This is a genomic window from Pseudomonas sp. G11-1, assembly GCF_024031555.1.
Lineage (GTDB): Bacteria > Pseudomonadota > Gammaproteobacteria > Pseudomonadales > Pseudomonadaceae > Halopseudomonas > Halopseudomonas bauzanensis.
In genome coordinates, this window is the sequence record NZ_QEYQ01000001.1 from 20800 (window position 1) to 45720 (window position 24921).

General features: G+C 62.3%; 24 protein-coding genes and 1 pseudogene. 17 read left to right on the plus strand and 8 right to left on the minus strand.

Going from position 1 to position 24921, the window contains the following annotated elements; genetic code table 11:
- Window positions 1-101: 101 nt before the first annotated feature.
- Window positions 102-335, minus strand: a complete 234-nt coding sequence (locus DHB74_RS00085; protein WP_136869558.1) for a DUF2789 domain-containing protein — start codon at window positions 333-335, stop codon at window positions 102-104.
- 146 nt (window positions 336-481) lie between these two features.
- Between DHB74_RS00085 and DHB74_RS00090 the strand changes: the two genes are divergently transcribed.
- From DHB74_RS00090 to DHB74_RS00100, 3 genes are all read left to right on the plus strand, one after another.
- A complete protein-coding gene (locus DHB74_RS00090; RefSeq protein ID WP_499160504.1) occupies window positions 482-988 on the plus strand; it encodes an ankyrin repeat domain-containing protein in 507 nt (168 codons plus the stop codon).
- A gap of 62 nt (window positions 989-1050) precedes the next feature.
- A complete protein-coding gene (locus DHB74_RS00095; protein WP_499160505.1) occupies window positions 1051-2715 on the plus strand; it encodes a VRR-NUC domain-containing protein in 1665 nt (554 codons plus the stop codon).
- On the plus strand, window positions 2712-5021 hold the full coding sequence (locus DHB74_RS00100) for an ATP-dependent DNA helicase (RefSeq protein WP_499160506.1): 2310 nt from the start codon (window positions 2712-2714) through the stop codon (window positions 5019-5021). The genes DHB74_RS00095 and DHB74_RS00100 overlap by 4 nt, the downstream gene beginning before the upstream one ends.
- A gap of 66 nt (window positions 5022-5087) precedes the next feature.
- Here DHB74_RS00100 and DHB74_RS00105 read toward each other — a convergent pair whose 3' ends face one another.
- Window positions 5088-6785 (minus strand): purple acid phosphatase family protein, encoded by a 1698-nt coding sequence (locus DHB74_RS00105; protein ID WP_499160507.1) that lies wholly within the window; start codon window positions 6783-6785, stop codon window positions 5088-5090.
- A gap of 331 nt (window positions 6786-7116) precedes the next feature.
- Here DHB74_RS00105 and DHB74_RS00110 point away from each other — a divergent pair, with 331 nt between their 5' ends.
- The 4 genes from DHB74_RS00110 (at window position 7117) to DHB74_RS00125 (ending at window position 9979) form a co-directional block, all read left to right on the plus strand.
- Complete coding sequence (locus tag DHB74_RS00110) at window positions 7117-8235, plus strand: mechanosensitive ion channel family protein (RefSeq protein ID WP_074778411.1); 1119 nt, start codon at window positions 7117-7119, stop codon at window positions 8233-8235.
- Window positions 8236-8300: 65 nt separating this feature from the next.
- The gene (locus tag DHB74_RS00115) at window positions 8301-8762 is read left to right on the plus strand and encodes an META domain-containing protein (protein WP_499160508.1); all 462 of its coding nucleotides are present in this window, start codon (window positions 8301-8303) and stop codon (window positions 8760-8762) included.
- 124 nt (window positions 8763-8886) lie between these two features.
- Entirely contained in the window at window positions 8887-9513 is a 627-nt protein-coding gene (locus DHB74_RS00120; RefSeq protein ID WP_074778407.1) for a DUF4142 domain-containing protein, read from the plus strand.
- Window positions 9514-9529: 16 nt separating this feature from the next.
- Window positions 9530-9979, plus strand: a complete 450-nt coding sequence (locus DHB74_RS00125) for a VOC family protein (RefSeq protein WP_051610801.1) — start codon at window positions 9530-9532, stop codon at window positions 9977-9979.
- Window positions 9980-9994: 15 nt separating this feature from the next.
- Here DHB74_RS00125 and DHB74_RS00130 read toward each other — a convergent pair whose 3' ends face one another.
- Complete coding sequence (locus tag DHB74_RS00130; RefSeq protein WP_036989549.1) at window positions 9995-10615, minus strand: LysE family transporter; 621 nt, start codon at window positions 10613-10615, stop codon at window positions 9995-9997.
- A gap of 164 nt (window positions 10616-10779) precedes the next feature.
- Between DHB74_RS00130 and DHB74_RS00135 the strand changes: the two genes are divergently transcribed.
- From DHB74_RS00135 to DHB74_RS00155, 5 genes are all read left to right on the plus strand, one after another.
- The gene (locus tag DHB74_RS00135) at window positions 10780-11040 is read left to right on the plus strand and encodes a YebG family protein (protein ID WP_036989545.1); all 261 of its coding nucleotides are present in this window, start codon (window positions 10780-10782) and stop codon (window positions 11038-11040) included.
- A 144-nt stretch (window positions 11041-11184) separates the two neighbouring features.
- The gene (locus DHB74_RS00140) at window positions 11185-12558 is read left to right on the plus strand and encodes a hemolysin family protein (RefSeq protein WP_499160509.1); all 1374 of its coding nucleotides are present in this window, start codon (window positions 11185-11187) and stop codon (window positions 12556-12558) included.
- Window positions 12555-13574, plus strand: coding sequence for a CNNM domain-containing protein (locus tag DHB74_RS00145; protein ID WP_499160510.1), 1020 nt, complete (start codon window positions 12555-12557; stop codon window positions 13572-13574). The genes DHB74_RS00140 and DHB74_RS00145 overlap by 4 nt, the downstream gene beginning before the upstream one ends.
- 433 nt (window positions 13575-14007) lie before the next feature.
- Window positions 14008-14547 (plus strand): anti-virulence regulator CigR family protein, encoded by a 540-nt coding sequence (locus tag DHB74_RS00150; protein WP_136869570.1) that lies wholly within the window; start codon window positions 14008-14010, stop codon window positions 14545-14547.
- A gap of 791 nt (window positions 14548-15338) precedes the next feature.
- Window positions 15339-16490, plus strand: a complete 1152-nt coding sequence (locus DHB74_RS00155; protein ID WP_499160511.1) for an NnrS family protein — start codon at window positions 15339-15341, stop codon at window positions 16488-16490.
- Between the two features lie 6 nt (window positions 16491-16496).
- Here DHB74_RS00155 and DHB74_RS00160 read toward each other — a convergent pair whose 3' ends face one another.
- The 5 genes from DHB74_RS00160 to DHB74_RS00180 all read right to left on the minus strand — a co-directional run bounded on the left by DHB74_RS00160 (window position 16497) and on the right by DHB74_RS00180 (window position 19350).
- Window positions 16497-16958, minus strand: a complete 462-nt coding sequence (locus DHB74_RS00160) for a DUF2147 domain-containing protein (RefSeq protein ID WP_499160512.1) — start codon at window positions 16956-16958, stop codon at window positions 16497-16499.
- Window positions 16959-16988: 30 nt separating this feature from the next.
- Window positions 16989-17606 (minus strand): TPM domain-containing protein, encoded by a 618-nt coding sequence (locus DHB74_RS00165; RefSeq protein ID WP_036990270.1) that lies wholly within the window; start codon window positions 17604-17606, stop codon window positions 16989-16991.
- Between the two features lie 19 nt (window positions 17607-17625).
- Window positions 17626-18372 carry a TPM domain-containing protein gene (locus tag DHB74_RS00170; RefSeq protein ID WP_036989537.1) on the minus strand — a complete coding sequence of 249 codons (747 nt, stop codon included), beginning with the start codon at window positions 18370-18372 and terminating at the stop codon, window positions 17626-17628.
- Window positions 18369-18977, minus strand: a complete 609-nt coding sequence (locus DHB74_RS00175; protein WP_036989536.1) for a LemA family protein — start codon at window positions 18975-18977, stop codon at window positions 18369-18371. Before DHB74_RS00175 ends, DHB74_RS00170 begins: the two co-directional genes overlap by 4 nt.
- A 64-nt stretch (window positions 18978-19041) precedes the next feature.
- Complete coding sequence (locus DHB74_RS00180) at window positions 19042-19350, minus strand: antibiotic biosynthesis monooxygenase family protein (RefSeq protein ID WP_036989535.1); 309 nt, start codon at window positions 19348-19350, stop codon at window positions 19042-19044.
- 135 nt (window positions 19351-19485) lie between these two features.
- Between DHB74_RS00180 and DHB74_RS00185 the strand changes: the two genes are divergently transcribed.
- The 5 genes and pseudogenes from DHB74_RS00185 to rsxC all read left to right on the plus strand — a co-directional run.
- A complete protein-coding gene (locus DHB74_RS00185; protein WP_036989534.1) occupies window positions 19486-19740 on the plus strand; it encodes a GlsB/YeaQ/YmgE family stress response membrane protein in 255 nt (84 codons plus the stop codon).
- A 194-nt stretch (window positions 19741-19934) separates the two neighbouring features.
- Window positions 19935-21992 (plus strand): methionine--tRNA ligase, encoded by a 2058-nt coding sequence (metG, locus tag DHB74_RS00190; RefSeq protein ID WP_036989533.1) that lies wholly within the window; start codon window positions 19935-19937, stop codon window positions 21990-21992.
- 12 nt (window positions 21993-22004) lie between these two features.
- Window positions 22005-22589, plus strand: a complete 585-nt coding sequence (gene rsxA / locus DHB74_RS00195) for an electron transport complex subunit RsxA (protein WP_499160513.1) — start codon at window positions 22005-22007, stop codon at window positions 22587-22589.
- Window positions 22590-22591: 2 nt separating this feature from the next.
- Window positions 22592-23173 (plus strand): electron transport complex subunit RsxB, encoded by a 582-nt coding sequence (gene rsxB, locus DHB74_RS00200; protein WP_499160514.1) that lies wholly within the window; start codon window positions 22592-22594, stop codon window positions 23171-23173.
- A pseudogene (gene rsxC / locus DHB74_RS00205) lies at window positions 23173-24915 on the plus strand (electron transport complex subunit RsxC); the annotation flags it as partial. The gene rsxB and the pseudogene rsxC, both read left to right, overlap by 1 nt.
- Window positions 24916-24921: the final 6 nt, after the last annotated feature.

Here is a 24921-nt window from a genome sequence, read left to right on the forward strand (position 1 = left end):
AAAAACCCCAAGGCCTGCTCGGGCATCGCGATAGTCGTCAGGGGGTGTCGAGTGTGGCCCGGTCGAGCACGACCCGGTCAGGCGTGACCCGGTCGTTGCATTTAATCTTCGTGCAAACGCACATTGAGTTGATCGACAATCGGCGCCCACTCGGCGTCTTCGCGCATTTCCTCCTTGAGAAACAGGGCCTGGGTCGGTGTCCAGAATGGTGCATCGATCAGTTTGATCTCAGGCGGCAGGGAATGGCTGGCAAAAAAGGCCTCGATATCCTCGGGGGTTGACGGCAAGCCAAGCTGGTCAAACAGATCCCCCAGATCCTTGTTCGGCAGTTCCATAGGTACCTCCTCTCATTGCTGGTCACTGTATTCATTAAAGCAGAAGTTGCGGCTTGAGCCCGGCCATTGTCTGTTCGGTCAGTGTGCTGCGCGTGACCTGTTACCCCCAGGCAGGCACAATGGGTTCTTTTCTCCGGAGCACAGCCATGGCCGACCGCCCCACCCTTGACGATGAAACCCTGGCATTCGCCGAGCGCATGTTCGATCTGGCCCGCCACGGCGATGCCGCGCAATTGCAGACGATGCTCGAAGGCGGCCTGCCGGCCAACTTGCGCAACAGCAAGGGCGACAGCCTGTTGATGCTGGCGAGTTATAACGGCCAGCTTGACGCCGCCGAAGTGCTGCTCACCCATGGCAGCGACCCGGAGCTGGCCAATGACCGCTGCCAGACACCGCTGGCCGGCGTGCTGTTCAAGGGTGACATGGCCATGCTGGAGCTCCTGTTGACCCATGGCGCCGACGCCAACGGCTGCCCCCAGGGCGGCAAGCCGCCGCTGATGTATGCCGCCATGTTCAACCGCACCGATATGCTGGAACGCTTGCTCCAGGCCGGTGCGGACCCACAGGCGACCGATGCCGATGGCAAGACCGCCCTGGATCTGGCCCAGGCCATGGGCGCTCGGGACGCCATTACTTTGCTCGAACGGTTCTGACGCAGCACTCCACCCGTCACTCCAGGCTTGAAGCCCAGGCGGCTGCGCGGGCAGAATACTGTATGCCCAACCAGCCAACAGCCCAGACCATCTCTGATCAACCGCCGCCGTTCTATTACCTGCACAACTTCCAGCAGGCGATGAACTGGGTGCGGCAGCGCTATGCCGATCTGCTCGATGATGAGGAACAGCGTTTTCTCAGCTGTTTCGATGCACTGCCCAAAGCATCGCAGGCACTGCTGGTCAGATTGATCATGCGCAAGGGCCCGCACTTTCGCCGCAGCCGCCTGAACTACCTGGAAATTGGCGATCTTGATATCGCCGCCGCGCCATTGCTGGAGCTCGGCTGGCTGAATGATCAACACCCTCTGGATGCGGCCGAACTGGGCGCTCTGCTGCGCAAGGACGAGGTCGCCGCCCTGCTACCGCCCGCAGCGGAGCTGCGCGCTCTGCGCAAACCCCAACTGGTGGAACGTCTGCAGGCCAGCGAACCCGAGGCCCGCTGCTTTCGCCAGTGGTGTCCGGACCACGCCGAGCGCCTGCTGACGCTGCAAGTCGGTGAGCTATGCGAACGCCTGCGGTTGATGTTCTTCGGCAACCTGTCCCAGGGCTGGGAGGAATTCGTGCTCGCCGAACTGGGCATCTTCCGCTACGAAAGCGTGAACATCACTCCAGAGTCCCGCGGCTTCTCCTGCCGCCAGGATATCGAGCTGTACCGGCACCTGCATCACTGCCGCAGCCAACTGGAGGCCGGCCTACCCTGCGCCGAGGTGCTGACGCTACTGGGCGAACCGCAATGCGACAATCCCTGGCTGCGCAGCCGCCACGCCCGGTTACTGTTCGCCCTGGCCCGTCAACTGGAGCGGGAAGCGGACCTACCCCAGGCGCTGGCACTCTACGAACGCAGCGGCTGGACCGGCGCGCGCCAGCGCCAGATCCGCATTCTGGAAAAACTGCAGCAGTACCAAGGGGCCTGGGAACTGGTGCAGGCCGCCATCACCGCACCGGAGAACGAAGCCGAATTGCAGTTGGCCCTGCGCGCCCAACGCCGCCTGGCCCGCAAGCTCGCGCAGCCACCTCACCCGGTGATCATCGATTCCGACACCCTGCGCATCGACCTGACGCTCCCCGGTCCGCATCCGCTGGGCGTCGAGACAGCCGTGCGAGAACATCTGCATGCCGACCAGGCGCCGGTGCATTACGTGGAGAACAGCCTGATCACCGGGCTGTTCGGCTTGCTCTGCTGGGACGCCATCTTCGCGCCCCTGCCCGGGGCCTTCTTCCACCCGTTCCAGAGCGCCCCGGCCGATCTGCACAGCCCCGACTTCCAGCAGCGCCGGCATGAGCTGTTTGCCGCCAGCCTGGCGCACCTGGACAGCGACACCTGGCAGCACCGCATCCGCCATACCTGGCACGCCAAACAGGGTATCCAGAGTCCCTTCGTCCACTGGCCAGTGCTCACCGAAACGCTGTTGGACCAGGCGCTGCACTGCCTGCCGCCAGCCCACCTGCGGACCTGGTTCCAGCGCATGCTGCAGGATATCCGCGCCAATCGCGCCGGCATGCCCGACCTGATCCAGTTCTGGCCCGAGCAGCGCCGCTACCGGATGATCGAGGTGAAAGGCCCCGGTGACCGCCTGCAGGACAATCAGCGCCGCTGGCTGGAATTCTGCAACCGCCACGGCATGCCGGTTGCGGTCTGCCATGTGCAGTGGGCCAACCCATGAACTACCGCATCGCAGTGCGAGCGCTGTGCGAATTCACCGCGCGCGAAGGCGATCTGGATCTGCGTTTCACCCCGTCCCCCAGCGCCCAGGAAGGCATGGCCGGACACCGGACCGTGGTATCCCGACGCGGCCCGGCCTACCTGAGTGAAGTACCCCTGGCTGGCAGCTACGAGGGATTGCTGGTTACCGGCCGCGCCGACGGTTATGACCCGGCGCTCAACTTGTTGGAAGAGATCAAGACCCACCGCGGCGACGTCAAGCGCATCCCCCACAATCACCGGCTGCTGCACTGGGCCCAGGTCAAGGTCTACGGGTGGCTGTTGTGCGCCGAGTACGAGCTGGAGGAAATCGACCTGGCGGTGGTTTATTACAACGTGCTCAGCCAACAGGAAACGGTATTGCGCGAACGCTTCGGTGCCGACAGCCTGCGGGAATTCTTCGAGTTGCAGTGTCGCCGTTTTCTCGCCTGGGCCGAGCAGGAAACCGCCCACCGCGCCGCCCGGGATCAGAGCCTGACCCAGCTGCAGTTCCCCTGGCCGAGCTTTCGCCGCGGCCAGCGCCAGCTCGCCAATACAGTGTACCGGGCCGCCCGGGATGGCCAAACGCTGATGGCCCAGGCCACCACCGGCATCGGCAAGACCCTGGGCACCCTCTTTCCCCAGCTCAAGGCATTTCCCGAGCAGCAACTCGACCGGCTGTTCTTTCTCACCGCCAAAACACCAGGGCGCCAGTTGGCCCTGGATGCCCTGGCCAGCCTGCGCGTCCAGCAGCCGGACTTACCGCTACGGGTACTGGAGCATGTCGCCCGGGACAAGGCCTGCGAATACCCCGACCGCGCCTGCCACGGCGAATCCTGCCCGCTCGCCCGGGGTTTCTACGACCGCCTGCCGGCGGCCCGGCAGGCTGCCTCGGAACGCCGCTGGCTGACCCGCCAGGCGGTGCGCGAGATCGCCCTGGCCCATGGCATCTGCCCCTACTACCTCAGCCAGGAACTGTGCCGCTGGACCGATATCGTGGTCGCTGACTACAACTACTACTTCGACATGACCGCCCTGCTCTACAGCCTGACGGTGGTGAACGACTGGCGGGTGACCCTGCTGGTGGACGAAGCCCATAACCTCATCGACCGCGCCCGCGGCATGTACACCGCGGAACTGGATCAGGGCAATTTCAATGCCCTGCGCAAAAGCGCCCCCAGCGCCCTGAAAACACCGCTGGATCGGGTCAATCGCCATTGGAACCAGCTACACCGCGACCAGCAGGCCGAGTACCAGATCTACCCCGCCATCGCTGACCTGTTCAGCCTCAGCCTGCAGAAAGCGGTCAGCGCCATCACCGACCATCTCAGCGACCAGCCCGAGGGCAACGATGCGGCGCTGCTGCGTTTCTATCTGGACGCCATGCTGTTCTGCCGGCTCGCCGAACAGCATGGGCCCCATTCCCTGTTCGATATCACCCGCCGCCAGCTGGGCCGGCGTGCGCTGTCGACCCTCTGCCTGCGTAATATCGTCCCGGCGCCTTTCCTGCGCGACCGCTTCACCGTTGCGCACAGCAGCACGCTGTTCTCGGCCACCCTGAGCCCACAGCACTACCACGCCGATCTACTGGGCCTGCCGGCAGATACCCAGTGGCTGGAAGTGGAATCACCGTTCACCGCCGAACAGTTGCAAGTGCGTTTTGTCGGCAACCTGTCGACCCGCTATCAGCACCGCGCCGACAGCCTGCGACCGATCGCACAGCTGATTGCTAGGCAGTTTCGTGAGCGCCCGGGTAACTATCTGGCCTTTTTCAGCAGCTACGCCTATCTGCAGCAGGTGCTGGACGTCATGCGCGCAATGGCGCCGGAGATACCGGTGCGGGAACAGTCACGGCAGATGGACGAAGCGCAGCGCGAAGCCTTTCTCGAGGGGTTCACCGATGACACCCGCTGCATCGGCTTCGCCGTGCTCGGTGGCGCTTTCAGCGAAGGTATCGATCTGCCGGGCAAACGGCTGGTCGGCGCCTTTGTCGCCACCCTGGGGTTGCCCCAGGTCAATCCGGTGACCGAAGAAGTGAAAAGCCGCATGCAGACGATGTTCGGCAAGGGCTATGACTACGCCTATCTGTATCCGGGATTGCAGAAAGTGGTGCAGGCGGCCGGTCGGGTGATCCGCACCACCGAGGACCAGGGCGTGGTCTGGCTGCTGGATGATCGCTTCGGCCAACTGGCAGTACGACAGTTACTGCCGCGCTGGTGGCAACTGGAGCGTCACCGTCTGGAACTCCAGCCCGAACCCGGCACGATTCAGCCGCTGTTTCCCGGGTAGGAAGGGCTTTCCAAGGCCCCTCCCACAGCCAGCCTAAACAAGCCAGCACTCAACCTGCAGCCTTGCTTACCGCTGGACCTGAACCCTCACCACCTTGTTGTACTGACGGTGGGCAAACTCGCCGGTGACCTCGCCCTGTTCGTCCATCAGCGGAAACACGTAGCGCGGCGTCATTATCACTTCGTAATCATGGCTCCCCGCAGGCCGCACTTCGACTTCGAGAAAGCCATAGTGCTTGCCGCCGTCGATCAACTGGTTGCCGTTCCAGATTTCCGGCGCATCGCCGTGGGCACTCCAATGGGTTTCCTGGGCCTCTGTCGGCAACTGATCGAAGGGCACATAGTCGGTAGTCGGCGCATAACCCGGGCCACGCAGACCGTCCCCGGCAAAGCCCACATCCCAGTAATGCACGCCATCCAGCTGCACGTATTCGAGCAGTTCGTCATGCCCGGCGAGCACTGCGGTCACCCCGTAGCGCTCGAACAGCTCATGATAGATGCGCATCGGCTGGCCGGACTGGTTGTCCTCGTTGTTCGGAATGCCGGCGCTGCCCGATGACAGACTGTGTACCCCGGTACCGAAAGGCATATGGTGGAACTGCACGAAAATCACCTGGCCTTTGGCCTGGGCATCAGCCAGTTCGCTCACCGCCCAGTTCCACTGCTCACTGCCGCGGTTGAAGTCCGGTACCCGCGATTGCACACCATCAATGGCCAGGTTGGTGTCCTTGAGCGGATCGCTGTCATCGCCATTGGACGAGTCGAGGGTGATCAGGGTGACCGGGCCGTAGTCCACGCGATAGTAGCGTTTCTCGTAGCGCTCATCGGTGCCGTAGTTGCGCGGCAACTCCCAGTAGCTGTTCCATTTGTCGTAGGAGCGCATTACCGCTGGTGGCGTGTAGGAGCCGCCTTCGGGATGCCAGTAGTTTTCATGGTTGCCCAGTGCCGGGAAGATCGGTGTGCTGGAAGCGAAGTCGCTCCACTCACCTGCGGCATGGCGCCAGAACTCATCCCAGTCCAGCTGGCGACCGCCCTTCTCCACCAGATCCCCGGCAATCGCCCAGAAATCCGGCTGACGTTCCATCGCATACTGGATATTGGCGCGGTAGCCGGTGGTCTGGTCGACCGGGTACAGGCGGTCGTAGGTGGCGGGATCGGTCGCCAACTTATCACCACCGATCACCAGGGCACTGGCGCCCCAGGCCACGTTTTTCTCGGTGGACTCTGGCTCGGTTTCCATGTCGGACATGGCCAGGAAGCGGATGCTCGCGCGTTCGCCCACAGCCGGTGCGGTGGTGAACTGCGCTTCCATCAGGGTTTCACTGCCCGGTTGCCGAACCTGGTATTCATAGGTGGTCGCTGCACTGAGGCCCTCTACCCGTACCACGTGCCGGTACGGCAACGCCGGCGCCTGCCCTGCCGCCACGTCGGCATGAATACCGCCGAAATTACGCTCGCCATGGATATATTCGACCTCGCTGTCGCCATAGCCCAAGGCCTCGACCAGCTCCGGTTCAGAGGTGAAACTACCAACTCCCTCGACTACCAGCTCGCCGGCCACGTCGGTATCAGTGAACCAGATGACGCTGATCGCGGTATCGGTCGGGTTCTGCAGGTAAGGCAGCACCCGTACGCGGGTATCCGGCGCAGCCTCCCCCGGCGCCGGTGCGGCATTGTCATTGGAGGAGCTGGAACCATCCAGGCAGCCTGCCAGCCACAGGCTGGATGCGGCGACGATCAAACTCGCCAGAGCAGTCTTCTTCATGCACTTGTTCTCGGTAGGATTGTGATGACGCGCCAGCATGGCAGCGCCGCGTGTCATCCCTGTTGCACTTCCGAGAAGATTTGACGCCCGATCAAGACCAGGCACACAAAGCGATCAATCCCGTTGGGTGATCACCACCGCCGTTCATTGAGCGCATTGAACAGGATCGCCAGGGAAAACAGCACCGACTCCAGGTCGCTGTTGATATAGGCGTTGGGGTAGAGCGCCGAAACTGCCGGAACTAATCCGTCTCGTCAACGACAGAAATAAGGTCTGCCCTCGTTTAGTTCACCGGCGACCGGCTTGTCGATTATCCGCCTGGAGGTTCAGCATGCCCTATTGGGAAACCCTCACCGACCGCTCACTCTGGCTGCAATTGGGAATTCTGGTTACCGTCACCCTTGCCACCTACCTGCTGCTGTCTATCGCACTGCGGGTGGTGAGTCGGCAGTTGGAGCAGCGTGACAAAGGAACCCAATCCCGGGTGTTCTATTTCGCCTCGGAGCTGTTGCGCTCGACCAGCAAGCTGCTGATCTTCGCCTTCGCGCTGATGATCGGGCTGAAGACCGTCGAGCTGGCGCCCCGCTGGGAATCGGCGATGTCCCATGGCTGGTTCATCGCCCTGGCCTTTCAGATCGCACTCTGGCTTGATCACGCTGTCAAGCTCTGGACCGACAGCCTGACCCGCGACGGCAAGGCGCGCAACCCGGTGACCACTACCCTGCTGGGCATCATCATGCGCATAGTGATCTGGACCATGATGCTGCTGTCGATCCTCGCCAATCTGGGTGTCGACATCACCGCCATGATCGCCAGTCTCGGGGTTGGCGGTATAGCCATCGCCCTGGCCGTCCAAACGCTGCTCAGTGACATGTTCGCCTCCATGTCCATCGGTATCGACAAGCCCTTCGAGATCGGCGACTTCGTGGTCTTCGGTGAAGTGGCCGGCACCATTGAGCATATCGGCCTTAAAACCACCCGTATCCGCGCCCTGAGTGGCGAGCAGATCGTGATCGCCAATGCCGACCTGCTCAGTCAGATCGTGCACAACTACAAGCGGATGAATACCCGGCGGATCGTATTCACCTTCGGCATCAGCTACCACACCCCGGCGGACCAAGTACGCGAGGTCGGGGCGCAGATCAAACGCATCATTGATAGCACCGAGAAGACCAAATTCGACCGCGCGCACTTCTTTGCCTTCAACGAAAGCCAGCTGACATTCGAGGTGGTGCATATCGTTCAGACTGCTGACTACAATCAGTACATGGATATTCAACAAGAGATCAATCTGCAATTGTTGCAAGCGCTGCGCGACATGGAAGTGGAGTTCGCCTTCCCCATCCGTCGCGTAGAATTCATCGGTGGCGACCTGCCCGAAGTCAAGGTCGCCGGCATGCCCGACAAAGCCGCTTCAGCCAATACCCCGCCTTATGGCGGCGTATCCTGACGGTAGACTCGACGACAACCGCAGGATCGTGCAGGATGTGCGCGATCCCGTTTAATGGAGATACCATGAGCACTTTCCGCACGCTGCTGCCTGCCACACTGGCAGCCACCCTGCTGTTTGCTGGCTGCGCCAGCACCACCTCGTCCACGTCCCCGGATGCCCTCACCGCTCACGCCTGGGCGCTGGTCGAAGCAACCGACGCCGACGGCCGTCTCGACACAGACCTCACCGGTGGTAGTCGCGCACCCATCGAACTGAGCTTCCAGCCCGACCGTATCGGCGTGAGCAATGCCTGCAATGGCATGGGCGGGAACTACACACTCAAGGGCGACACCCTGGAAGTAGGTATGCTGATGCAGACCATGATGGCTTGCGAACCACCGTTGATGGCCCGCGAAAATGCCATCAAGCAACGCCTGGAAAAGCCGTTGCAAGTGCAGCTCAATGATGCCGGCACGCGGCTGACCCTGCGCAACGGCGCCGGAATCATGACCTTTCAACCCGCGGCCGATCATTCCGCCCATTGAACATACCGGGCAGGCCAACACGGCCTGCCCGACCACTCATCCACCCGCCTGAACTCCCCGCACGCCCTCCCATCACAGTAATGAACGGCAACTCAATGGCTGATTCATCATCTGTGGAGGACCCATGATCAGATTGCGCAATCTCACTTACGGCCTGCTGGCAGTCGGCGCCGTGACGGCCCTGTACCGTAAATACGCCGATACCTCGCAAACGGCCCCCGTCCGTTTCATCGACGCAGCCATGCTCCAGGGGCTGGCCGAAATCGAGGCGGCACGCCTGGCACTGGAGAGAACCGGCAACGACAAGGTCAAGGAGTTCGCTCGCCAGATGATCGAGGATCACACCGCGATCAATCGTGAACTTGAACAACTGGGCAACAGCCGCGGCTATCCTGTCGCCGGCGCGGACAGTCTCGCCCCAAAAGCCCGCGACACCTTGCTGAATCTCAGATCTGTCCAGTCCTTTGACCAGGCTTATGCCGAACATCAGATTACCGCACACCGCAAGGCGATCGACCTGTACCGGCGCGGCACCCGGCTCGATGACTTCGACATCAGCAACTTCGCCAGGGCAACCCAGAGCAAGATGGAGCATCACCTGGCCATGACCGAGCAACTGGCCGATGAGCTGAGCGCAGGTATGGCTCCGGCCACGGCAGCCGATGCCGCGGCGACTGCAGAAGTCGACTCTGGCCTGAGCAGCGGCAGCCCGCAGCAGAATCGCGGCGACGCCGCCAATCCCCATCACTGACACCCAGGGGGCACCCATGGCAACAACACCGAAAACCCCGGTCAGCCTGGCCGTCTATCTCACCTTCCCCGGCAACTGCCGGGAAGCTCTGCAGTTCTATGCCCGGGAGCTGGGCGGCACCCTGGGCGAAATTCACAGCCACCGCGATGCGCCAGAAGGCACCGGAGTGCCCGAAGATTGGCTGGATCAGGTCATGCATGGCGAGGTCACCGTGGCCAATCAGGTGATCATGGGCTCTGACGCACCGCCGGGTACCTATCAGCAGGCCCAGGGCGTGTTTGTCCAGCTGTACTACGATGATGTGCTGACCGCCGAGCAGGCCTACAACCGGCTGTCCGATGGCGGCACCACCCGTATGCCCTTTGGGCCCAGCTTCTGGGCCGAGGGCTTCGGCATGCTCACCGATCGTTTCGGCATCGGCTGGATCATCACCAGTCGTTACATCGAGTCAGCCGACTGGAAATAACCCGGCGGGCGTCGGCTACACCCGGCGCACCGTGGCGAGCAGGCCGGCGGCAACGCCGAACATGACCCCAAAACTGCGATTGAGCAGGCGCTGCTGCTGCGGTGAATTCAGCAACCGCAGCGCCTTGGCGGCCAACCCGGTATAACCGGCCATGACGACCAGATCCACCGCCACCATGGTCACTGCCATGATCAGGTACTGCATCAGCATCGGTCGCCCCGGATCGAGGAACTGCGGCAGCACTGCCAGGATGAAGATGATCGCCTTGGGGTTGCTGAAATTGATCACAAAGCCACGCAGCACCAGGCTCAGCGGCCTGCCGATGGGACGATGCTCCAGGGTCATCGTCTGCGCCGGCGCCCGCCACTGCCGGATAGCCAGGTACAACAGATAGAGCACCCCGAACCACTTGATCAGCGCAAACGCCAGGGCCGACGTCGCCAGTAACGCGCCCACCCCCGCAGCGACAATCACAATCTGCAGTACCAACGCCAGTTGCAGCCCCAGCGCGTTCCAATAGCCCCGGGCAAACCCGTAGTTCATGCCGCTGGCCATGGAGGCCACTGCCCCGGCGCCGGGCGACAGGCTGATCAGCCAGCACGCCACGAAGAAGGCCAGCCAGGTTTCAATGCTCATGAAATTGTCTCGATTCGATGCAAGCGATGAGCGATTCTAGCAAGCGCAACCCATCTGCCGTAAGCGAAAAACCAAAACTGGATAAAAAACCAGTATACTGTCGACCGCCGCGCGGCATGCAGCGCCGCAGGCCCAACGAATCACATTCAAGCCAGGGGTAAAAAATGGCCGTTGAAATAGTCTATCGAAGCAGCAGAGACCCGGAGCGCCTGTTCATGGATAAAGCCGAAGCCGACCGTCACGACAAGATGCTGGAACTGGCCGAGCTGCTGAGTGACGTCCTGCGTCAGGCCGTACCGTCGATCAACGAAGCGCAAGCGGAAGAAGCCGGCATCTACATGGCCAGACACCGCGATCTGTTTGCCAAAGCCTTCAAGAGCTCACCCGATGTGCTGGCGACCTTGCTGGAAGAAGAGCCAGCATAACAAGCTGAAACGGGGGGCCGTCTTGACAGTGCGAAGAGGGCTGCTATAGCTTGACGACACCAATAGCCGCCTCGGAACCTTTGTGAATAACAACCTCGTAACACGCCGTTTCTTGCCTTCTACCCAATACAGGCAGGAGGCACGGTGAACGAACCGGTTCTGGCTTTACTCCTCGGCACTTTGATTATCCTGGCGATCATCGCTGCGAACGGCTATTTCGTCGCGCAGGAATTCGCCTACATGGCGGTCGACCGCACACGACTCGCCGCGCGTGCCGCCGAGGGCGACGCCGCGGCGAAGCGCGCGCTGGCGGTAACCCGTCGCACCAGCTTCATGCTGTCGGGTGCCCAGCTCGGCATTACCGTCACCGGCCTGCTGGTCGGGTTTGTCGCCGAGCCACTGGTCGGAGAATCGCTCGGCCAACTACTCGGTGGCGTCGGCATTCCGACCGAGGTGGGCGTTACTGTCGCGACGGTGTCGGCATTGGCGTTGGCGACCATCATCCAGATGGTCTTCGGCGAACTGTTTCCGAAGAACCTCGCCATCGCCAACGCCGATCCGCTCGCACGCAGCCTGGCGCGCTCCACACTGATCTACCTCACTGTGTTCGGCTGGCTCATCGGCTTCTTCGACAAATCCGCCAACCTGTTTCTGCGGGCGTTACGTATCGAACCGGTACATGACCTCGATGTGAGCGTCTCGGCCGATGACCTGCCGCACATCATTGCCGACTCCCGCGAAAGCGGCGATCTGCCCCACGAGCTGTCGCTCATGCTGGACCGCATTCTCGACTTTCCCCAGCGTGATGTTGAACACGCGATGATTCCCCGCTCGCAGGTGGACTGGCTGCGGCCCGAAACCACCCTGGAAGAACTGCGCGAACTCATGGCCAGCGGGCATACCCGTTATCCGGTGATCGATGAAGATACCCCGGTGGGCGTAGCCCACCTGGCCGACGTGCTGGCGCGCCTATCCACCGGCAGTCCCGACGAGACCGTCGCCTCGGTGATGCGACCCACTGCGGTACTGCCCACGCTGATGCCTCTGCCCGATGCCCTTGCCCAGTTGATTCGCACCAGCAACCAATTGGCCTGTGTCATCGATGAGTATGGTGGCTTCGCCGGCGTGCTCACCCTGGAGGATCTGGCTGAAGAAATCGTCGGCGAAATCACCGACGAACATGACGACCAGACCGGCGACCATCTCATGCCCCGTGACGATGGCAGCTGGATAATGGACGGCGACGTGCACCTCGACGAAGTCGAGCGCGCCATTGGTTACGACTTGCCGCGCGGCGATGAAGTTGAAACCGTAGCCGGCCTGCTCATCGCTGAGCTGGGCGCATTGCCGGTGGAAGGCGCCACCGTGATTATCGACCTGCCCGTTGATCCCTCCGAAGTCATCGCCACGGCACCGGTTCTGCGCCAACTGGTGGTTGATGTGTTGCGGGTCGAGCGCTATGTCCCGACCCAGGTACGCGTGCGGTTACTTGAAACGACGATAGAGGACAGCCCATGAATGATCCACTGATCGTCATCCTTGTAACCATCGCGCTCATTGTCATGAGCGCCTTCTTCGTCGTCATCGAATTCGCCCTGCTCGGCGCTCGGCGGCATCGTCTTGAGGAGCTTGCCGGCAGCAGCGCCTCAGCGCGTGCCGCGCTGCGCGGCATGAACGACCTGACTCTGATGCTCGCCGGAGCGCAACTGGGTATCACCTTCTGCACCTTCGCTTTGGGTGCGGTGACCAAACCAGCCGTCGATAGCTGGCTCAGCCCCTTGTTTACCCTCTGGGGAATGCCCGAATGGGCCGCCGGCGGGGCCGCGTTCGCCCTGGCCCTGTTCATCGTGACCTTCCTGCACCTGGTGGTTGGCGAAATGGCGCCCAAATCCTGGGCCATCGCTCACCCCGAAAGGTCTGCATTGACGATTGGCATCATCGCGCGGGCCTATACCTGGCCGTTGCGCCCGCTACTGCGCTGGATCAATCGCATCGCCAACTGGCTGGTGAAGGCAGCGGGTGTCGAACCGGTCGAGAGCGCGGCCGTTGGCGGGCAGGACATTGCCACCATCCGGCAGCTCGTCGAACATTCAGCGAAAGTCGGCACGCTCAAGCCGCACGTGCAAGAGCAGATATCGAGCCTTATCGATCTGGGTGCCATGCCCGTGGAGGCCCTGCTGGCTGAGGGTACGATGCCAACGCACGTTCCCCATGGCGCAACGGTAGCCGATGTTCGCGAAGCGGCCAGCCAGTCGGGCCACCTGCGTATCCTCGTGCTCGGCACCGATGACGCTGCGCCGCTGGTTGTCCACCTGCGTGACACCCTGCTCGAACCGGATACCCGCCCCGCGCATGAGCTCGCCCGGAAAGCCTTCGTGCTCGACGCGAAAACCCCCGTCTACGAGTCCCTCGCCCGCATGCGCAAATCAAGCGTGCAGCTCGCCGTCATCATGACCGACGGACGCATGCGCGGTGTCGTTACCCTCGCCGATATCCTGCCGCGGATACTACCGATAGCCAGCCCCGCACAGTAAGCGACGCAATGCGCTCGCCCCCAAGGGCGAAGCGCATTTGCTCAGCGATACATCCAGAAGTTGGGATGGTCTTCGACCAAGGCCGCCTTGGGCTTGGTACGGGTATGTATAAAGATTCGCTTGAGAATATCCATAGTGAAACGCTCCGTAGACTGTATTGGATGGCGCTATCCTAGGCAGCCCGGACAAATAACCAAAATCAATCGATTCTATCGTGCTGATTACCAAACCCATCTGCGCCGCGTTCAATGACTGCATTGCGTAAAACCAAGTAAACCCTCCTTTACAAACCACTTCTGCCCTTGGCAATGCCATATGCTGAGCTTGCTTGGGCGAGAGCCGGAGCTGGATCTGGATCTCCCACAAAGTTCGCCCACCGAGGAATTCCAGCCGCCGGCGCTGCTCTAAGCCTTATCAGAACGAGGGTATCACCATGAGATTACGCCACCTTTTTATCAGCCTGTTCGCCGTAGCGGCCTTGCTGGGCTCCATGGCCCAAGCCGCTGAAAGACCTTATGCCCCCGGTAAATCCCAGGAACACCGCAAGGCGTTCAAACACCATCAGCAACAGCGGGACCATCACCGCGACCAGATGCTGCGCCGTGACCATAACCGCCACGGCCAGCAACATCCGGGCTCCGGCTATCGGCCACGGGACCACGCCCGGCCACCCAGTCACCGGCAGATCTACGAACAACGCCACCAGTATCGGGCACCCGACCGCAGCCAGCTGCGCCGCCAGATCCATCGGAACCGACATCATATCGGCCGCGGCCCGGCTCTACCGCCCCGCGCCCGCCTGATCACCGGCCGCCCCATCCCCCACGGCTGGGGCCAGCGCCTGCCCCATCAGCATGTACGGCACCTACCCCACTACCCCGGCTACGAATGGCATCGCTCCGGCAGCAACCTGGTCCTGGTAGCCGTCACCACCGGCCTGATCTACACCATCGTGGAGAATGTACTGAACTGAGATACTTTCCCGGAAGAGGGCCTGGTTCCACCTGGCCCCGGTGATTCAGACAGCACCGGGCAAGCCAGCCTGGGACGGTCGAGCACCAGCTCGACCAGCGGTGGTTCAGGTAACCTAGTTGTCGAGCTGGTGCTCGACAATCCCAGGTGTGCTGAAAGAGGGCTGGGTTACATCCGGCCCCGGTGATTCAGCCAGCACCGAGCAAACCAACCTGGGACGGTCGAGCACCAGCTCGATCAGCGGTGATTCAAGTAACCTAGTTGTCGAGCTGGTGCTCGACAATCCCAGGTGTGCTGAAAGAGGGCCGGGTTCCATCCGGCCCCGGTGATTCAAACAGCAACGAGCAAGCCAACCTGGGACGGTCGAGCACCAGCTCGACCAGCGGTGGTTCAAGTAACCTAGTTGTCGAGCTAGTGCTCGACAATCCCAGGTGCGAGGGCCGAATTCCATCCCGGCCAACAGTGATTCAGGCAGCACAGAGCAAGCCAACCTGGGACGGTCGAGCACCAGCTCGACCAGCGGTGATTCAAGTAACCTAGTTGTCGAGCTGGTGCTCGACAATCCCAGGTGTGCTGAAAGAGGGCCGAGTGCCATCCGGCCCCGGTGATTCAGACAGCACCAAGCAAGCCAACCTGGGACGGTCGAGCACCAGCTCGACCAGCAGTGGTTCAGGTAACGCAGTTGTCGAGCTGGTGCTCGACAATCCCAGGTGACCTCTCCAACTACGCGGCTTGCGATGCGACACGGGCTGCCTCTAACATCACGGCATTCCCCTCGCCTCCCGGATCAAGATGAAAGCCCCCGCCAAACGCCCGGCCTTCCTGCTGTTCTTCCCCCTGGCCGCTGTCCTGGCCGCTATCGTCGTGCCGCTGTCGGTTTGGGCGGTGCTATCGGGGAGTGGCTGGCCGCCGGGGCTGCTGGGTCGCGGTCATGGGCATGAGCTGATCTTTGGCTTCGCCCTGGCATTGATTGCCGGCTACACCCTTGGCAACCAGACGCGACAAGTCCTCTACCCGCTGATCGGTCTATGGCTGGCCGCCCGCCTGGCCTGGTTGCTGATGCCGGAGAGCTGGCTCGCCCTGCTACTGTCCCCGACCTTCGCCCTGCTCCTGGCCTGGCACGTGGTGCCGCGATTCAACGCCGCGAAGAAGTGGCGCAACAAGATCACCGGCCCGCTGATCCTGACGATCTGCCTGCTGCCCATAGCCTGGCTGGGGCTGCTCATCGCCTGGCGTTACCGGCCCGAGTTGGCCTCTCAGCTGCCGCTGGATACCCAGCGCCTGCTGCATACCGGCGTACTCTGCCTATTGCTGCTAATGATGTTCATGGGTGGGCGCATTATCGCGCCGGCGGCGGCCGTCACTCTGGAGCGCCAGGGACGTAAGCCCAAGGCTCGGCTGCAGCCACATATGGAGTCGGCGCTGATCATCCTGTTGGGATTGGCTGTTTTGCCGCTGCTGCTGCCCTGGCTGAGCGACGCGGTCAGCTATCGCTGGTCCGGCCTCTGCCTGATTGCCGCCGGCGCGGTGCTGGCGGTGCGGTGTCTGCGGTGGGAATTGTGGCGCTGCGCCGAGCGGCCCGACCTGCTGGCTTTCGGCATCGGTTACGCCTGGCTGGCGCTCGGCAGTATTGCCAGCGGGGTTGCCTTTATCAATCAGCACGCCATCGCACCGGCATTACACCTGATCACCATCGGCGGGCTGGGCACCCTGTCCACCGGGGTGATGTTGCGGCTGTATTTCCAGCGCAGCAGTAGAACGCCGCCGAGTACCGGCTGGGTCTGGAGCATTACCGGGTTGATCGCCATCGCCGCAGTACTGCGCTATTTCAGCGGCCCGGCGGCCTTTGCCCAGCCGCTGTTGCTAAGCCTGTCCGCGATCACCTGGGCGCTGGCGTACCTGGCCCTGACGGTGAAGATGCTCAGCCTGGGCCGCACCCTCTGACCCCGGTCACTCCGCTGCGCCAGGCGTTGCGGCGCGGGTCCACGTAGAGGTGCGGCCAAAAATAGGCGCGCCGACAAAACCACGCAATTTGAGCACGTCAGCCCCATCCAGAGTGATCTTGCCCTGGTAGGTCTTGCCGCTTTCCGGATCGTATACCTTGCCGTTGTCCCAGGTCTTGCCATCGCCGGTCGGCTGCATGTCCCACAGAATGCGCAAGCCCTGTACCGGGCGATCACGCAAGGTCTCGTCGGGGTTGTGCTGATCAAGCTTGGGTTGTCCGCTGCTGTCCATCGGCTCGGCCAGCCACACCAGCTCGCCACACAGCTTGTCGCCGCAGGGGCTGACTTCCACCTGTCCCTGATTGTCTTCGGTATTCCATAATCCGACTGGCTGCGCCAGCGCCTGAGTTGAACCCAGCACTCCGGCAACCATGACGGACGCGCCCAGAATCTGCATTAGACCTTTCATGAATCGTTCCTTTGCTGTCGAACGGCCATTCTACGACAGGATGACCAGCCGGTTGGGCAACTCGTTGCGCTCATGGGTGGCCGGCACCGCCTGGCGCAGCTCCGCACCACAGGCCTCGATGCAGACCAGAAAGCCCTCCAGCGTTTTGCCCTGGCGCACATGGGCGGTGAAGTCGGCAATGATCGACTCCCAGACGCTGTCATCGATCCGTTGGGAAATGCCCCGGTCCACCATGATTTCCACATAGCGCTCGGCTTCGGAAACGAAGATCAGCATGCCCGTCGCATCGCTGGTGTGATGCAGCCCCAACTGAATGAACTGCCGGTGGGCCAGGTTACATGCACGCCAGTGCCGCACCGAGCGCGGGATCAACCGGGTAGTCACGCCCGGCATGCGAAACACCAGCGCCAGCACGATGAAGGTCAGCCACTGCGTCAGCAACAGCCAGCCGCTGCTCAACCAACCGGTCAGCACCACCAGAATACCCGGCAGCAATAACGCCGCCAGCCCAGCCCACAGCAGTGGAATGTAATGGTAGTCATCCGCTTGCGCGGCCAGCACCGTCACCACCTCGGCATCGGTATGTTGCTCGATGCGGTCGATGGCTTCCGCGACCTGTTGCTGTTCATCCTGCGTCAAAAGTGTCATTGCCTGTCCCTTGTCTGCCTCACCAGCCACCCGACGCGCCGCCGCCACCAAAGCCGCCGCCACCGCCGCCGAAACCGCCACCGCCACCGCCCATGCCGCCACCGCGGCCCATACCACCGAGCAGAGCGCCGGCCAGCACTGCGCGACCGAAACGTCCCCGGCCACCACGACCACCGCCGATGAGAAACAGGATAATCATGAAAAAGAAGGTCAGCCCGCCGATCAGGGGCGCCGGAGGACGCTCACCCGTCGCCCCGGTCGACGAACGCAGCGGATCGCCGCCCAGCACCTGGATCATGGCTTCGGTGCCGGCAACGATCCCGCCTTCGAAGTCACCCCGGCGGAACGCCGGAGTCAGAATCTGGTTGATGATGATCGAGGACTGGGCGTCAGTCAGGCGCCCTTCCAGCCCGTAGCCCACCTCGATCCGCATGCGCCGGTCATCCCGGGCGACAATCAGCAGCGCGCCATTGTCCTCGCCCTGCTGACCTATGCCCCATTCGCGGCCCAGCTGTACACCGAACTCCTCAATGCTGCGCCCCTGCAGATCGGGCACCGTGACCACCACAACCTGCTCGGTGGTGGCCTGCTCATGGCCGGCCAGCATCTGGGTCAATTGCGCTTCCACCGGCGCGCTGAGCAGCTCCGCCTGGTCAACCACCCGGCCAGTCAAGGTCGGCAGGGTCAGTTCCGCGGACGCCTGCTGAGCCGATGCACCCGCAGCCCAGCACAGCAGCCCCAGCGCCAGCAGCCGGAACCACCTCATTCGAACTGCACCTGCGGCGCCTGCTCGGCGTTCTCCGTGGTGGCTTCGAAGTTCTCCCGGATCGGCATATCGCTGTACATCAGGCTATGCCAGATGCGGCCCGGGAAGGTGCGGATCTCGGTGTTGTATTGCTGCACCGCGCTGATGTAATCGCGGCGGGCCACGGCAATGCGGTTTTCCGTTCCTTCGAGCTGCGATTGCAGCGCCAGAAAGTTCTGGTTGGATTTGAGCTCAGGATAGCGCTCGGACACCGCCATCAACCGACTCAGCGCACCGGTCAGCTGCGCCTGGGCCTGTTCGAAGGCCTGCATTTTGGCCGGGTCATCCAGATCATCCACCGACACCTGAATCGACGTCGCGCGTGCCCGCGCCTCGACTACTGCGGTTAGCGTCTCCTGTTCCTGGCGGGCAAACCCCTTCACCGTTTCCACCAGGTTGGGGATCAGGTCGGCACGGCGCTGATACTGGTTCTCCACCTGCGCCCAGGCGGATTTCACCTGTTCGTCATAACGGGGAATATTGTTGATACCGCAGCCGGCAACCAGGCTGCTGAGCAGCACCAGAACAGCTACCTGCCAGATACCGCGAAATGATGTAGAAACCATGTTCTTTTCCATCCATTGACGTTGTACAAGTGACATTCAGGCGATACGGGAGTTCAGCAGCGCCTCAGCCCGGTTTCACCACCCACTCCGGATCTTCGAACTCGCCGATGGGGCGGATCTCGCAGAAGGGGGCGGCGCTCTTGATGATCGCCGCCACCGTAGGATTATGACGCCCTTCCATCGCGTCCCGCTGCGCCTTGCTGTCCCAGCTGGCGATCGCGATCAGGGTATCAGGATCGCCGATCTTGCGATGCAGCTCGGTCCCGCGCGCACCCGGCGCCTGCTGGATGATTTCACTGGCCCGCACCCAGGCATCGGCGTAGTCCTCGGCTTTGTGACCCTCTTTAATGTGAACCTCGAAAATGTATTTCATGCAGCCCCGCACTCCGGTCTGGCCAATGTTTTCCTCAGTCTAGGCCAAGAACGTCGAAAACTACCTGGAACATGCAAACCACCCGCTTGTCTGCTTTACTGAGCGTACTCAACTTTCAGAGGAAGGAGATTGACAATGGGCTGGATCGTATCCCTGATCATTGGCGGTATCGTTGGCTGGTTGGCCAGCATCATCATGAAAACCAACGCCCAGATGGGCATCATTGCCAACGTGCTGGTAGGTATCGTCGGTTCCTGGCTCGGCTTCTGGATCGCCGGCATGCTGGGCTTTGCCGAAGGCGGTTTGATCATCCGGCTTATCATCGCCATCGCCGGTGCAGTACTGCTCATCTTCATCCTCAGGGCGCTGGGCATTTTCAAACGAACCTGATCCCAACTCGCGCGCGGGCTCGGGCTTAACACCCAGCCCGCGCTCGCCTTTTGAGGTGTAGCGCCCTGGTCCGCAAACGGCTGCTACGCCTGCGGACCCGCGACAACCCAACCCATCCCCATCTGATGACCTGCCCCCGCCAAACAGGTACAATTGTCGGCTTTGACCCGTTTACCCAACAGAAGCCGAGTCCCATGTCCAGCAATGCCACTCCCCGCCAGATCCTCGTTACCAGCGCCCTGCCCTATGCCAACGGTTCGATCCATCTGGGGCATATGCTTGAATATATTCAGACCGACATCTGGGTACGCTTCCAGAAGCTGCGTGGCAACCAGTGTGTGTACGTCTGCGCTGATGATGCCCATGGCTCGGCGATCATGTTGCGGGCAGAGAAGGAAGGCATCACTCCCGAGCAACTGATCGACAACGTCAAGGCGGAACACACCGCTGACTTCGCCGACTTTCTGGTGGATTTCGACAATTATTACTCGACTCACTCGGAAGAAAACCGCGAACTGTCCGAGCTGATCTACAACCGGCTCAATGCCGCCGGCCACATCAACACCCGTTCGGTCACCCAGTATTTCGATCCGGAAAAGGGCATGTTCCTGGCCGATCGTTTCATCAAGGGTACCTGCCCCAAGTGCGCGGCCGAGGATCAGTACGGTGATAACTGCGAAAAGTGCGGCGCCACCTATGAGCCCACCGAGCTGAAGGACCCGCGCTCGGCTATCTCAGGCGCCACGCCGATCCTGAAGGACTCCAAGCACTTCTTCTTCGCCCTGCCTGATTTCCAGGACATGCTCAAGGAATGGACCCGCAGCGGCACGCTGCAGGACGCCGTGGCCAACAAGATCAACGAATGGCTGGAATCCGGTCTGCAGGAATGGGACATCAGCCGTGACGCGCCCTACTTCGGCTTCGAAATCCCCGGCGAGCCGGGCAAGTATTTCTATGTCTGGCTGGACGCCCCGGTCGGCTACATGGCCAGCTTCAAGAACCTCTGCGCCCGTCGTCCGGAGCTGGATTTCGACACCTTCTGGAGCAAGGATTCTACCGCCGAGCTGTACCACTTCATCGGCAAGGACATCATCAATTTCCACACCCTGTTCTGGCCCGCCATGCTTGAAGGCGCCGGCTTCCGCAAGCCGACGGCGGTGAACGTACACGGCTATCTCACCGTGAACGGCCAGAAGATGTCCAAGTCCCGCGGCACCTTCATCAAGGCGCGCACCTACCTGGATCATCTGTCGCCGGAATACCTGCGTTACTACTACGCCGCCAAGCTCGGCCGTGGCGTCGAGGACCTTGACCTGAACCTGGAAGACTTCGTGCAGAAGGTCAATTCCGACCTGGTCGGCAAGGTGGTCAACATCGCCAGCCGCTGCGCGGGCTTTATCCACAAGGGCAATGCCGGCGTGATGGTCGCGGCCAACCCGGCACCGGAACTGACCGACGCCTTCATCAGCGCCACCCCGTCCATTGCCGAAGCCTACGAGAAGCGCGACTTCTCCCGCGCCATGCGCGAAATCATGGCCCTGGCCGACAAGGCCAACGCCTGGATCGCCGACAAGGCCCCCTGGGCGCTGAACAAGCAGGAAGGCAAACAGGACGAAGTGCAGGCGATCTGCTCGCTGGGCATCAACCTGTTCCGCCAGTTGATCATCCTGCTCAAGCCGGTGCTGCCAACCCTGGCGGCCGACGCCGAAGCCTTCCTCAATGTCGAGCCGCTGTGCTGGGACGACCTGGGCAGCATGCTGGCCGACCATCAGCTCAACGCCTTCAAGCCCCTGCTGACCCGCATCGAGCCGGCCAAGATCGAGGCCATGGTTGAATCCTCCAAGGAAGACCTGGCCGCAGCCGCCACCGATACCGGCGCGGCGCCGACAGGCAATGGCGAGCTGGAAAAAGACCCGCTGGCTGACGAGATCGACTTCAACACTTTCGCTGCGGTCGACCTGCGTGTGGCATTGATCGAGAAGGCTGAGTTCGTGGAAGGCGCGGACAAACTGCTGCGCCTGACGCTGAACATCGGCGATGCTACCCGCAACGTGTTCTCCGGCATCAAGAGCGCCTATCCTGACCCGAGCAAGCTCGAAGGTCGACTGACGCTGTACGTGGCCAACCTGGCGGCGCGCAAGATGAAGTTCGGCGTCTCCGAGGGCATGGTGCTGGCAGCCGGTCCTGGCGGGGAAGAAATCTATCTGCTGAGCCCGGACGAAGGAGCCAAACCGGGGCAGCGGGTGCGGTAAACGAGACCACCCATGACTGAATTCATCCTGATCCTGCTCAGCACCATCCTGGTGAACAACTTTGTGCTGGTGCAGTTTCTCGGGCTGTGTCCGTTCATGGGTGTTTCCGGCAAGCTGGAGACGGCCATCGGCATGTCCATGGCCACCACCTTCGTGCTGACCCTGGCCTCCATTCTCAGTTACCTGACCTACCAGTACATCCTGCTGCCCTTCGAGCTGGAATTCCTGCGCACCATTTCCTTCATCCTGGTGATCGCCGTGGTCGTGCAGTTCACCGAGATGGTGGTGCACAAGACCAGCCCGCTACTGTACCGGGTGCTGGGTATCTTTCTGCCACTGATCACCACCAACTGCGCGGTGCTGGGTGTCGCCTTGCTGAACACCAACCGTACCGAGCAGACTTTCCTCAAGGCCGCCACCTACGGCCTGGGCGCGGCGATGGGCTTTTCCATGGTACTGATCCTGTTCGCCGGGTTGCGCGAGCGCTTGGCCATTGCCGATGTACCCGCCCCCTTCCGTGGCGCGGCCATCGGCATGATCACTGCTGGACTCATGTCCCTGGCCTTCATGGGCTTCACCGGGCTGATCAGGATCTGAGCATGTCGATCATCCTTACCGCGGTAATCATTCTGCTGGCCCTGGCGCTGATCTTCGGCGCGCTGCTGGGCTATGCCGCGATCCGCTTCCGGATCGAAGGCGATCCCGTGGTCGAGCAGATCAACGCCCTGCTGCCCCAGACCCAGTGCGGCCAATGCGGCCACCCCGGCTGCAAACCCTACGCCGAAGCCATCGCCAATGGCGAGCCGATCAACAAGTGCCCACCGGGCGGCGAAACCACCATTCAGGCCCTGGCCGACCTGCTTGACGTGGAAGCCCTGCCGCTGGATGGCGAACACGGCGAAGAAAAGCCGCGCACGGTAGCATTCATCCGCGAGGCCGAATGCATCGGCTGCACCAAGTGCATCCAGGCCTGCCCGGTGGATGCCATTCTCGGCGCAGCCAAGCACATGCACACTGTCATCGCCGATGAATGTACCGGGTGCGACCTGTGCGTGGAGCCCTGCCCGGTGGACTGCATCGACATGCTGCCCGTTGCCGTCACCCCGCAGAACTGGGGCTGGGACTTCCCGCGCCCGGCGTATCAGGTGATTGCCACCGATGCCCAGCGAGGCGCCGCCTGATGACTGCCCAACCGCGCATCTGGGATATCCCCGGCGGCATCCATCCTCCGCAGAACAAGGCCCAGTCCACCGCCCGCGGACTGGAACAGATGCCGTTGCCAGCCCGGCTTATACTGCCGCTGCTGCAACACATCGGTAACCGGGCCATGCCTGTGGTCCAGGTCGGTGAGCGAGTATTCAAGGGCCAGTTGATTGCCGAGGCCAACGGGCCGATCAGTTGCCCGCTGCATGCGCCGACTTCGGGCATCGTCCGCGCCATCGAGCCCGCCCCCTACCCGCACGCCTCGGGGCTGGCCGAGTTGGCGATCGTGCTGGAAAGCGACGGGCAGGATGAGTGGGCCGAATTACAGCCGCTACCCGATTACCGCGATATGCAGCCCCTCGAACTGCTCGAACGTATCCGCGCGGCCGGCATCAGCGGCATGGGCGGCGCGGGTTTCCCCACAGCGGTCAAACTCGCCTCGCGCCCGGACCACCACATCGACACCCTGATCATCAACGGTACCGAGTGCGAGCCCTATATCACCGCTGACGACATGACCATGCGCCACCGGGCGCCACAAGTCGTTGCCGGTATCGATGTGCTGATGCACATCCTCAAGCCGGATCAGGTACTGATCGGCATCGAGGACAACAAGCCTGAGGCCATCGCCGCCATGCGCGAGGCAGTGGGCGAGCGGCCGATGCAGGTGATGGTGCTTCCCACCAAGTACCCATCGGGTGGCGAAAAGCAGTTGATCCAGATCCTCACCGGCAAGGAAGTACCCAGCGGCGGCCTGCCGGCGGAGATCGGCATTCTCAACCAGAACATCGGCACCGCCCTGGCAGTGCATGATGCCGTGCTGCTCGGCCAGCCCATGATCAGCCGCATCACCACCCTGACCGGCGCCGCACTGGAGCGCCCGACCAACGTTGAAGCGCTGATCGGCACCCCGATAGCGGAGCTGCTGGCCTTTGCTGGTCTGCGCCAGGCGCAGTTGCACCGTCTGGTCATGGGCGGCCCGATGATGGGCTTTACCCTGCTCGACAGCAGCGCGCCCATCCTCAAGACCAGCAATTGCCTGCTGGCCGGCACCATAGATGAGCTGCCGCCACCACCGCCGGCGCTGCCCTGCATCCGCTGCGGTCTGTGTGCCGAAGCCTGTCCGGCGGAGCTGTTGCCCCAGCAACTGCACTGGTTTGCCATGGGCAAGGATTACGAGCAGTTGGAGCGCCAGAACCTCTTCGATTGCATCGAATGCGGCGCCTGCGCCTATGTCTGCCCCAGCAGCATCCCGTTGGTACAGTATTTCCGCGCCGGCAAGTCGGAAATTCGCACCATCGAACTGCAACAGAGCCGCGCCGAGCACTCCCGGCAACGCTTCGAGCGGCGTCAGGAGCGGTTGGAACGCGAGGCCGAACAGCGGGAGCTGGAGCGACAGGCACGCGCCGAGAAGGCCGCCCGTGCCAAAGCCGCCCGGGACGCACAGGCAGCCCAGCAGCAGGCCGAACAGCACGAGCCAACCACCGAGCCCAAGCCCGCCGAGCCGGATCTGGCGCGTATCCAGTCGCGCAAGGTCACCACCCTGAGCGCCGAGCAGAAGCAACTGAAGATCGCCGCCGCCACCGCCCGGATGGCATTGCAACGGGCGCAGAAGCAGTTGACCGCCAACCCGGACAACGCCGGTCTGCAAGCGCAGATCCCGGCCCTGGAGCAGGCCTTCGCCCAGGCGCAACAGGCGTTCGATGAGCAGATGTCCGACCAGGAG

Coding starts and splice junctions, on each gene's coding strand:
- DHB74_RS00100 (WP_499160506.1), top strand. CDS start 2,712: ATGAACTACCGCATCGCAGTGCGAGCGCTGTGCGAATTCACCGCGCGC.
- DHB74_RS00090 (WP_499160504.1), top strand. CDS start 482: ATGGCCGACCGCCCCACCCTTGACGATGAAACCCTGGCATTCGCCGAG.
- DHB74_RS00130 (WP_036989549.1), bottom strand. CDS start 10,615: ATGAGCATTGAAACCTGGCTGGCCTTCTTCGTGGCGTGCTGGCTGATC.
- DHB74_RS00110 (WP_074778411.1), top strand. CDS start 7,117: ATGCCCTATTGGGAAACCCTCACCGACCGCTCACTCTGGCTGCAATTG.
- DHB74_RS00185 (WP_036989534.1), top strand. CDS start 19,486: ATGGGCTGGATCGTATCCCTGATCATTGGCGGTATCGTTGGCTGGTTG.
- DHB74_RS00085 (WP_136869558.1), bottom strand. CDS start 335: ATGGAACTGCCGAACAAGGATCTGGGGGATCTGTTTGACCAGCTTGGC.
- DHB74_RS00180 (WP_036989535.1), bottom strand. CDS start 19,350: ATGAAATACATTTTCGAGGTTCACATTAAAGAGGGTCACAAAGCCGAG.
- DHB74_RS00115 (WP_499160508.1), top strand. CDS start 8,301: ATGAGCACTTTCCGCACGCTGCTGCCTGCCACACTGGCAGCCACCCTG.
- rsxB (WP_499160514.1), top strand. CDS start 22,592: ATGTCGATCATCCTTACCGCGGTAATCATTCTGCTGGCCCTGGCGCTG.
- DHB74_RS00155 (WP_499160511.1), top strand. CDS start 15,339: ATGAAAGCCCCCGCCAAACGCCCGGCCTTCCTGCTGTTCTTCCCCCTG.
- metG (WP_036989533.1), top strand. CDS start 19,935: ATGTCCAGCAATGCCACTCCCCGCCAGATCCTCGTTACCAGCGCCCTG.
- DHB74_RS00145 (WP_499160510.1), top strand. CDS start 12,555: ATGAATGATCCACTGATCGTCATCCTTGTAACCATCGCGCTCATTGTC.
- DHB74_RS00095 (WP_499160505.1), top strand. CDS start 1,051: ATGCCCAACCAGCCAACAGCCCAGACCATCTCTGATCAACCGCCGCCG.
- DHB74_RS00120 (WP_074778407.1), top strand. CDS start 8,887: ATGATCAGATTGCGCAATCTCACTTACGGCCTGCTGGCAGTCGGCGCC.
- rsxA (WP_499160513.1), top strand. CDS start 22,005: ATGACTGAATTCATCCTGATCCTGCTCAGCACCATCCTGGTGAACAAC.
- DHB74_RS00150 (WP_136869570.1), top strand. CDS start 14,008: ATGAGATTACGCCACCTTTTTATCAGCCTGTTCGCCGTAGCGGCCTTG.
- DHB74_RS00125 (WP_051610801.1), top strand. CDS start 9,530: ATGGCAACAACACCGAAAACCCCGGTCAGCCTGGCCGTCTATCTCACC.
- DHB74_RS00105 (WP_499160507.1), bottom strand. CDS start 6,785: ATGAAGAAGACTGCTCTGGCGAGTTTGATCGTCGCCGCATCCAGCCTG.
- DHB74_RS00170 (WP_036989537.1), bottom strand. CDS start 18,372: ATGAGGTGGTTCCGGCTGCTGGCGCTGGGGCTGCTGTGCTGGGCTGCG.
- DHB74_RS00165 (WP_036990270.1), bottom strand. CDS start 17,606: ATGACACTTTTGACGCAGGATGAACAGCAACAGGTCGCGGAAGCCATC.
- DHB74_RS00175 (WP_036989536.1), bottom strand. CDS start 18,977: ATGGTTTCTACATCATTTCGCGGTATCTGGCAGGTAGCTGTTCTGGTG.
- DHB74_RS00135 (WP_036989545.1), top strand. CDS start 10,780: ATGGCCGTTGAAATAGTCTATCGAAGCAGCAGAGACCCGGAGCGCCTG.
- DHB74_RS00160 (WP_499160512.1), bottom strand. CDS start 16,958: ATGAAAGGTCTAATGCAGATTCTGGGCGCGTCCGTCATGGTTGCCGGA.